Source organism: Algoriphagus boritolerans DSM 17298 = JCM 18970 (genome assembly GCF_900108085.1).
GTDB classification, from domain to species: domain Bacteria; phylum Bacteroidota; class Bacteroidia; order Cytophagales; family Cyclobacteriaceae; genus Algoriphagus; species Algoriphagus boritolerans.
This window is the reverse complement of record NZ_FNVR01000057.1, coordinates 1-7,801: the sequence shown is the minus strand read 5'-3', so window position 1 is coordinate 7,801 and position 7,801 is coordinate 1. Positions and strand designations below refer to the sequence as shown.

Annotated in this window: 8 protein-coding genes; 7 read left to right on the top strand and 1 reads right to left on the bottom strand. The window is 37.9% G+C overall.

Going from position 1 to position 7,801, the window contains the following annotated elements; all coding sequences use genetic code 11:
- A partial coding sequence (tnpA, locus tag C4S61_RS22170) for an IS66 family insertion sequence element accessory protein TnpA (protein WP_200820635.1) occupies positions 1 to 284 on the bottom strand: 284 nt, incomplete at its 3' end.
- Between the two features lie 137 nt (positions 285 to 421).
- Between tnpA and C4S61_RS21350 the strand changes: the two genes are divergently transcribed.
- The 7 genes from C4S61_RS21350 (at position 422) to C4S61_RS21320 (ending at position 7,743) form a co-directional block, all read left to right on the top strand.
- Complete coding sequence (locus C4S61_RS21350) at positions 422 to 3,121, top strand: helicase-related protein (protein WP_200820634.1); 2,700 nt, start codon at positions 422 to 424, stop codon at positions 3,119 to 3,121.
- A 10-nt stretch (positions 3,122 to 3,131) separates the two neighbouring features.
- The gene (locus tag C4S61_RS21345) at positions 3,132 to 3,959 is read left to right on the top strand and encodes a KilA-N domain-containing protein (protein ID WP_103926808.1); all 828 of its coding nucleotides are present in this window, start codon (positions 3,132 to 3,134) and stop codon (positions 3,957 to 3,959) included.
- Between the two features lie 373 nt (positions 3,960 to 4,332).
- Entirely contained in the window at positions 4,333 to 4,857 is a 525-nt protein-coding gene (locus C4S61_RS21340) for a hypothetical protein (RefSeq protein WP_103926807.1), read from the top strand.
- A 180-nt stretch (positions 4,858 to 5,037) separates the two neighbouring features.
- Positions 5,038 to 5,847, top strand: a complete 810-nt coding sequence (locus tag C4S61_RS21335) for a hypothetical protein (RefSeq protein WP_103926806.1) — start codon at positions 5,038 to 5,040, stop codon at positions 5,845 to 5,847.
- Positions 5,848 to 5,995: 148 nt separating this feature from the next.
- Positions 5,996 to 6,493: a hypothetical protein gene (locus tag C4S61_RS21330; RefSeq protein ID WP_103926805.1), complete on the top strand. Its 498-nt coding sequence runs from the start codon at positions 5,996 to 5,998 to the stop codon at positions 6,491 to 6,493.
- Between the two features lie 176 nt (positions 6,494 to 6,669).
- Positions 6,670 to 7,305, top strand: a complete 636-nt coding sequence (locus C4S61_RS21325; protein ID WP_103926804.1) for a hypothetical protein — start codon at positions 6,670 to 6,672, stop codon at positions 7,303 to 7,305.
- 9 nt (positions 7,306 to 7,314) lie between these two features.
- Entirely contained in the window at positions 7,315 to 7,743 is a 429-nt protein-coding gene (locus tag C4S61_RS21320) for an AIPR family protein (protein ID WP_103926803.1), read from the top strand.
- Positions 7,744 to 7,801: the final 58 nt, after the last annotated feature.

Below are 7,801 nucleotides of genomic sequence, written 5' to 3'. Positions count from 1 at the left end.
GCCTTGATCCGGTCGGGATCAAAAGACCCAAACAGCTCCACACTGACTCCGCTTGGATAGCTGATCTTGGCCACCGCTGACTGAGAAGCGGACTCAGCCAGTTCGATTCTGGTAAAACCGGTGGAAGCATCCTGGGAATCGGGCTTGGTTTCAAACTTTTTGCACCAAGCATAAAAACTCACTTTTGAAATCCCTTCTCGATCTGCAAAAGCTGCTTTACTCAATCCGGATCGCTGCCACCTGTAAAACAGCTCATAGTAGGTTTCGATACTCGTCTTTTTCATCCCGCAACTTTAGCTCAGAATTCAAAGCGCATCAAGATGCAGTTCGTCGGAGGGATACAATTGAGCGGATTTTTATTAAATATACACCTAGAGAACTCTACTATAAGGTATTATTTGAATTATTCGGAAATCAATTATTGGAGACTGAAAATGACCCAGATTTTAATCGCCAAATCGGGCGTTTAGAAAATTCAGTTGTTTACAACACGCTTTATGATTTCCAGAAAAAAGGGGTATTGAGTTTAATTAGAATGCTTCAAAAATATAACGGAGCAATTCTGGCTGATGCCGTTGGTTTGGGTAAAACATGGAGTGCCTTAGCCGTGATGAAATTTTTTCAACTCCAAGGACGTGAAGTTTTATTGCTTTGCCCAAAGAAGCTTGAACATAACTGGAGAAGATATTTAAAGCATCAAGATTCTCGCTTCGAAAAGGATCAATTTGATTTTTTCTTACGATTCCACACCGACATGCACGAAGACAGGGTTGAGAAATACGTTGACCGTGCTGACAAATACTTTATCAACGACAAACCAAAATTGATTGTCATTGACGAAAGCCACAACCTCAGAAATGACAAATCAAACCGTTATAAATTTTTGCTTGAGCAGATTCTCAAAGAAAATGAAAATGTAAAAGTTCTCCTTCTTTCCGCTACGCCAATAAACAATTCACTGAACGACATCCGAAATCAATTCAAATTAATGGTGCAGGGTGATGTTGGTGGTTATGAAGAAACTTTGGGTATAAGAAATTTAGACTACACATTCCGTACAGCACAAAAAGTGTTCAACGAATGGCGGGAAGAACCAAGCCCTAGAATTAGCGATTTCATTAAAAAGCTACCAGCCAACTTTTTTACACTTACCGATTCATTAATCGTTGCTCGTACACGGAAAATGATTGAAGGGCAACAAACAGGGTTGACTTTTCCAGTCAAAACCAAACCCGTCAACCTTTTCGTAACGCCTAGTCAATTAGGAAATTTCGAATCTTTCGAAGAATTGTTCGACCATTTTCCACCAATGCTATCGGGTTACCAACCCTCATTCTATCTGGAAGAAGAAGACGAAGAAGAAAAGGACGTATTACATGACCAAAGGCAAAGAGACCGCTTTTTGGTTAAAATGATGTACATCTTGATGGTTAAGCGTTTAGAATCTTCATGGTATTCCTTCTACTCCACCGTTGAAAAAATAAAAGACCATCACCAAAATGCTTTAGACAAAATAAAAGCCTATCAGGAAGGAAAAGCAAATAGCAAACTAAACGAAAAGGATGAAGGCCTTTTTGATGATGATGATTTGCAGGACGATTACGAAGAACTCACTTTAGGAAAAAAACGAAAGATTAATCTTTCTGATATTGACGCCTCAGGTAACTTGGAGTACTTCAAAAAAGATTTAAAGAAAGATTTGGATGCTCTTGACAATCTTTTCATCAACCTCCAAAAGGTTGAAAACAAAATCGGCAAGGAAACTGTACGACCCGGAAACCTTGTTTCAGTAGACGATAAACTGCAAACGCTGATAGCTGAAATCAACAAGAAGAGAGCTTCGGGTGAAAACAATGCAAATGCAAAAGTTGTCATCTTCACTGTTTATCGTGATACTGCTCAGTATCTTTTTGACCAACTGAGAAGTCGTGGCTTTGACAAGCTTTCAATGGTTTCAGGTTCTGGGTCACAGACCAGTGATTCAGATGAAGAAACGAAAAATTTTGAACCTATTCTAGAACGCTTTGCCCCATACACCAAACTTTATATGGAGAAGGAATGGGACTTTCAAACACCTAAAAAAGGAATAGAAGCATATCACGAATGGATTTCCTGGGTGGCAGAAAATCATCCGAAAACCTATGCTAAAGTTCAACAGCCGATTGATATTCTGATTGCCACTGATGCTTTGAGCGAAGGGCAAAACTTGCAAGATGCTGATATGGTCATCAATTACGATATTCATTGGAATCCCGTAAGAATCATTCAGCGTTTGGGACGTATTGACCGTTTGGGAAGTCCAAACAAGAAAATTTTTGGCATCAATTTCTGGCCATCCAACAATATCAATTCCTACTTAAATCTTCAGGGAAGAATTGAACAACGTATGGCTGCCATGAAGCTGGCAGGTGCAGAAGTAGATGAAAAATTCTCAGAAACTTTTCAGGATATGATTCATGATGAAACGCGGGATCAACGCATGAAAAACCGCATGATGGAGCAAATGCAAGTGACTTTTGATGACTTGGAGGGTAATGAAACTTTTGGTTTTGATGACCTCTCTCTGGAGCGTTACAGACAAGATTTACTGGAGGAATTCAATAAAGACAAGGCCAAATACCTGCGGATGCCAAAAGGGGTTTACACTGGTTTTAAAGCCGACACCTCTGTTTGCGCCGAAAACGGCTTGATTGCACTGCTAGGATATCCGGCACGACCTGCAAAAGCTACTCAACACGAATACAAAGTTTTTGACATTATCTACATCAATAAGCAAGGCAAATTGATTTTGCTCAATCAAAAAGATGTGTTGGATGCTTTGACTCATCATAAGGACAAAGACCGATTTGTGCCTGATGCGATAGATAAAGGAGAAGATGCTGCTATTCAGGGTTTGGTTAACGCTCTAAAAGCGTGGTTAGATAGCCAAGCAGTTGAAGAACAAATTCAGGAAGACGGCACTACCAAAAAAGTAATGGGTACAGAAGCAAAAGACCTTTTATCAAAATTGAGAAAAGGCGACAAGGACGCTTTATCCCGAGTAAAGCAAAACGTTAAGGTGGATGAAAAATTCCAACTGGACAATTTCGATTTAATCACTTGGTTTTTGGTTTCGGTTTAAATAGATACTTATGGCAAAAAGTAAAATTATTGAAGTACAGCAAGTAACGATCTCCCTTACAGATTTCCATGGAGAAGACTATATCTGTATTACCGATATGGCAAAAGCCAAAACAGATGAAAGTCGTGCTGCCGATGTAATTAAAAATTGGATTCGTACACGTACAACCCTCGAATTTCTGGGTACTTGGGAGAAAATTTATAACCCCGATTTTAAAGTGGTCGAATTTGACCACTTTAAAACGCAGGCAGGTCTTCCGTCTTTTGTATTAAGCCCTACGCAATGGGTGGAGAAAACCAACGCTATTGGAATTTTTTCAAAAGCAGGACGATATGGCGGAACGTACGCCCACAAAGACATTGCCTTTGAATTTGGCTCTGCCATCAGCGCTGAATTCAAACTCTACCTCATTAAAGAATTCCAACGCCTCAAAGAAGACGAAAATAGCCGCCAAAAGCTGGACTGGAATCTGCAACGCACCCTTGCCAAAGTCAATTATACCATTCACACTGATGCCATAAAAGAACGATTGATTCCTGAAAAACTCACCGGTAAACAAACGTCTTTGGTCTATGCTTCCGAAGCGGATTTATTGAACATGGCTCTTTTTGGCAAAACTGCTGCCGATTGGCGAGCTGAAAATCCAGATGCCAATGGCAACATGCGGGATGATGCCACTCTGGAACAACTAGTCGTGCTCTCCAATCCGGAAAGCATCAATGCCGTGCTGATTCGTCAAGGACTCAATCAATCGGAGCGACTCACTCAACTGAACCAAATTGCCATTACCCAAATGACCTCTTTGGTCAATAATGCGAACCTGAAAAACCTGAAATAGATGGATTTAAGAATATTTTCTCAACTCAAATGAATAACCAGGTCTCCTTCAATTTTGCAATATGGAGGTTTTATCTCTGGATTTTAAATCAGATGGAGCGCAAGCTATTACAACCTATTGATTTCAAAAGGGACAATCTTCGACTCATTCATCACCGGATGGGCCAGTCAAATTCCTAATCCATAGAAATTAAATTTATAGCCCTAGCCCTGTGCAGGCGATTTCCAACAAAAATATGGTCTCACCCCTTGATCAAATCACCGAATTGCTTAATTTGACAACGGAAACAGCCAAAAAATCCACTCCGCACAAAACGAATATACACGACACTGGGAAGGGGAGTTAGATTTATTGGGATGTTAGCACCAATTTTATGACGACAGCAATAACCATAGGAGCAATTATAACAGGACTTATTTTATATCGACTTTTATCAAAAAAATCGGAAGACAAAAAACAAACAGAAACTTTGATAGCGAAATTATTGACAGAAGAATTTGTAGAAAAATACAATAAGAAACAAGGACAAGTAAAAGGCGGTTCTTTATGTTTTTATGGACATTGGTTTGGTAGACCTTACGACAATTATCACCAACTCGAATTAGCGACTTTTGACAGTATATTAAACACTCTGACTTTGACTTTTAATGAAAAGGAAACATTGACCATTTTCAACCCGCAAGACATTTCTGAATTTGAAAATAAACTTACTATTGGTTCGGCTGACAAAATTTATTGGAAATGGTTCTCTTACGGCAAACCACAGACAGACGAAAATTTATATTTCATAGAAATAAATCGTAAAGAAAATTCATTGACCGGCAATTCAAATGTTGACTGGTATAAGCCAGACTTCAAAGATTTGAACTTAGTAAATCCAGCACTTTTATGGACTTGACATTGCCGACAGAAAGAAAAACTGGTGCTAACAGGCGTTTGGCAAAAAAGCGGGTTCAGTGCTTAAATGAAGCTTTGTGCTTCGTATCAAGTTCAGTGCTGGCAGACAGTTTAGTGCTTCGAAATCCGCTTCTTCGCCAAGCGCCAAACCGTTATGCGTAACTTTAGTAAAACGACAAAGATGACAGAAGACCAAATATTAAAAGCAATATCTAAATCAGGATATTTATTTGAATCGGAGATTTCAAAATTTTTGGCAGACAGCGGTTTTTTTGTAGAATCCAATGTTATTTTTCAAGACCCAGTAACAAATAAGAACCGGGAAATTGACATTGTTGCAGAAACATACAATGATTTTTCAAGCGGTGACTTTGACAGAGTAAGTTGTAAAATTCGCTATTATTTTGAATTAAAAAATAATGACTTCCCTCTAGTTCTGCTGACAAAGTTGCAATTTAACCCGAATACTCCCGAAGACATCTTCAAAGAAATTTTAACCGTGCCGACAGGAATAAAATATGATTCCTACTCAGCATTTACCGAACAACTTTACGACCAAAGTCAAAATTTTTATACTCAATATTGTTCCTTCTCAAAAAAGAAGGACAATGAAATTATGGCTTCACATCCTGACGAATTGTATTCTAGTTTGTCAAAACTTTGTTGGTTTTGCGAAAAAAGTACAACAGAAACAAATGAGTTGTTTGAGGAAATGTCAAATGAATATTTCAGGCACTGGCTTTACTTACCTGTTTTATTGTTAAGTACTGACCTTTACGAATTGACCGTTGGAGAAGACAACAATCCAAAATTAGAAAAAGTGAAATATTCAAGGTTGTTGCTAAATTTCCACTACAACGACAGACCAACATCGACAGTAATTTATGTTGTAACCAAGGACTATCTTAAAGATTGGCTTTTAGAAATGGAAAAGCTGGAAGGTAGCGTTAGGACAAAAATGAAGGAAAGTAAAGTAAAACAGACAGTATAAAAGCTACGCATAACACGGGTTTTGCGTTAGTGGGCGGACAGTGCAAATAGAAACATTTGAGCAATTAATAAACTTTGGTGCTGGCAGACAGTTTACGGTTTCAAAAGCCCACCAACGCAAAGCCCGAAACCGTTGTAGGGCATTTAGTATGACAGCAAAATCTATTGGTAGACAGACACTTTTGAAATACTGTATTGTTTCAGTGTTGGCCATACTGACAATTTTCATATCGACTTTTTTAATATTCGCAGACCCAACAACAACGACAGTAACTTTAGACAATGCACTCTCGACATTAATGAAGGACTTTATTGATAACTATCTGTTTGTGAGTATACAGACAGCCTTTATAATAATTGAAATATTGATAATAGGCGGACTCATTGGAGAACTGATAATTAAAGGACAAAAAAATCATTTCATAGTTGGGGGACTGACCCTTTTGACAATGTGGTTTTTGTTATTCATAACCTGTTCAGTGACAAGTGGAATTATGAATTCAATTAACTACGGACTGAATGGTTTTAAATCAGCATTTATGAGTTGGACTGTTTTTGGACTACTTCCATTTCTAGTTTTTGGAGTATTACATGGACTGACGACAGGATACTTTTTAGGACGAGAAATTAAAAGAAGGGGACGGTGACTAAACGCCCTACAACAAAATACATATGCCATGCAGGGGTTTGGTGTTGCCATTTAAGTGTAATCAACTAATTTAGTATATCAACGTGGGACAGTGACGCCTTTCAAAAACCCTGCACGTCATATGTACCAACGTTAGTGGCAAGCAAAAACGACAACATCATAACAAGCAACAATATGATAAAATTAGAATATCCAGACATTCTTGACAACTTCAAGGAACACATTGACCCGAAACGAACTGAAAGTGCTTCGTTTCTAATTTGGTATTTGGAAAACTATTATCGACTTGACACCCTTGAAGCCGTTGACTCAGTTTGCGACCAAAACGGAGACAAAGGAGTTGACGGTATTTATATAAATGAAGCAAACGGAACAATTGATATTTTCCAAACAAAAATTTCACAGAAAGCCACCAAAACAATTGGCGACACAATTTTAAAAGAGTTTTTCGGAACACTATCACAATTTGATAGCAAGGAATCAATTCAAAATTTGTTAGACACTGGTGGTTCTGCACAAGTGGTATCATTAATAAAGCGACTCCAAATTTTAAATCTATACGACCAATATAAAGTTCGCGGCATTTTTATTTGTAATGTAGAATTAGATTCCAATGGTATTGCTTATTTAGCAGCCACTGACAATATCGAGTTTATTGGCAAACAAACCCTTGAAACAACATACATTTCACATTCAAGAAATGTCCCACAAAATCTAAAAGCAACATTTGACATTTCAGGTTTAAATGTTTCAAAACACTTTGTAGACAGCTCTACTTTAGCATTTATAGCACCAATTAAAGCAAACTAATTAGTTAAAATGCCAGGCATTTCAGAACAATCTGTTTTTGCATACAATGTTCGCGGACCTTTAGGTGGAACAAACGTTAACAGAGATATTGTAAAAAGTATAAAGGACAAATCTCTTCATAAAAAATTCCCTTTATTTCATAACGGCATTACAATAGTTACAAATCAAATAACCGAGACACCTGAAGATAATCCCGAAAAACTAACAATTGAAACATTCTTCGTGGTTAATGGATGCCAAAGTTTGACAGCACTATTCAAAAATCAAAAGGACTTGACTGATGACTTGCGTATTTTGACAAAATTCGTTCAAGTATCAGTGGACTCCGACTTATCAAAGACAATTACGCATTATTCGAACAATCAGAATGGAGTTAAAGCAAGAGACTTTAAATGTATCCCTCCGACGAACTGCATCTTGATGTGCTTTGAATTCTGAGCTAAAGTTGCGGGATGAAAAAGACGAGTATCGAAACCTACTATGAGCTGTTTTACAG

What these genes read in the sequence shown, in the direction of transcription:
- C4S61_RS21320 (WP_103926803.1), top strand. Translation starts at nt 7,315, where the DNA reads ATGCCAGGCATTTCAGAACAATCTGTTTTTGCATACAATGTTCGCGGA.
- C4S61_RS21330 (WP_103926805.1), top strand. Translation starts at nt 5,996, where the DNA reads ATGACAGCAAAATCTATTGGTAGACAGACACTTTTGAAATACTGTATT.
- C4S61_RS21335 (WP_103926806.1), top strand. Translation starts at nt 5,038, where the DNA reads ATGACAGAAGACCAAATATTAAAAGCAATATCTAAATCAGGATATTTA.
- C4S61_RS21340 (WP_103926807.1), top strand. Translation starts at nt 4,333, where the DNA reads ATGACGACAGCAATAACCATAGGAGCAATTATAACAGGACTTATTTTA.
- C4S61_RS21345 (WP_103926808.1), top strand. Translation starts at nt 3,132, where the DNA reads ATGGCAAAAAGTAAAATTATTGAAGTACAGCAAGTAACGATCTCCCTT.
- C4S61_RS21325 (WP_103926804.1), top strand. Translation starts at nt 6,670, where the DNA reads ATGATAAAATTAGAATATCCAGACATTCTTGACAACTTCAAGGAACAC.